Origin of the sequence: Novosphingobium album (ex Liu et al. 2023) (assembly GCF_029076845.1) — a bacterium.
Taxonomy (GTDB): Bacteria; Pseudomonadota; Alphaproteobacteria; order Sphingomonadales; family Sphingomonadaceae; genus Novosphingobium.
Genome location: NZ_JARESE010000075.1, coordinates 1 through 853, shown reverse-complemented (window position 1 = coordinate 853; position 853 = coordinate 1). Strand labels below are relative to the sequence as shown.

Genomic DNA, 853 nt, shown 5'->3' with positions numbered 1-853 from the left:
AGACAACCGATCCTACCGGCCATCATAGTCGCCGCTCAACCGGCCATCGTAGTTGTCGCCGCGCAGTCGGCCCCTCCTTTCCACCGAGCATCTCTACGGGCACGTCAAAATGCAATGCCAGCAGCGCTATATCGCTTTGGTCAAGGCGGGCTGGAGAACCTCGTTTAATGAACTGCTGGATGTATGCCGAGTTTCGCCCGAGGAGGCGCGAAATCGATGCGTAGGTCTCTCCTCGCTCGCTGATTAGGCCATCCAACGCCTCCCGCGGCTCCATCCTATCGTCTCCTTCGACTTCCTACCTCTCTATCACACGCCGGAGGAATAATCCTAGTCGGACAGCCCCGACAAGGTCAGTAGGGCAAGCGAAAGAAACAAACGTCGTACGGGAGCACAATGCCACGGCACCTACGCTACTGGGTCGGCCTCGACGCCGGCCACTTGGAGACTGCGGTCTGCCTCGTCGATGCCGAAGGAAACGTTTTCTTCGAGGCAATGACTGAGACCCGCGCTGCTCCGATAAGGGATATCCTTCGCCGGTTCGGCGTTGAGCCTGTCCAGTCTATTACGATCGAGGCCGGTGTCGGCACTCAGATGGTTCGGGATCTCCGTTCGTTCGGTTTTCCCGTTCAAGTCGCCGACGTTCGCAAATCAAGCAAATTCCTGGCGATCCGACGTCAAAAGACAGATGCGAATGATGCCAAAGGTCTCGCTGAGCTTGGCCGACTGGCGCAGTCCTTCGGTCCCCATGTTTTCATCAAACCGGTGGAGCACCAGGACATCCGGATAATGATTGCGGATTCCGAGGTGATCGCGCGCGGTGTTCCGATTTGATGGCGCGCGGGATTCCGAGGTG

The 853-nt window shown here is 57.9% G+C and carries 1 protein-coding gene; it reads left to right on the top strand.

Annotation, left to right across the window (positions count from 1 at the left end; all coding sequences use genetic code 11):
- The first annotated feature begins 393 nt into the window (after positions 1-393).
- A complete protein-coding gene (locus tag PYV00_RS24450) occupies positions 394-831 on the top strand; it encodes an IS110 family transposase (protein WP_428981669.1) in 438 nt (145 codons plus the stop codon).
- Positions 832-853 lie beyond the last annotated feature (22 nt).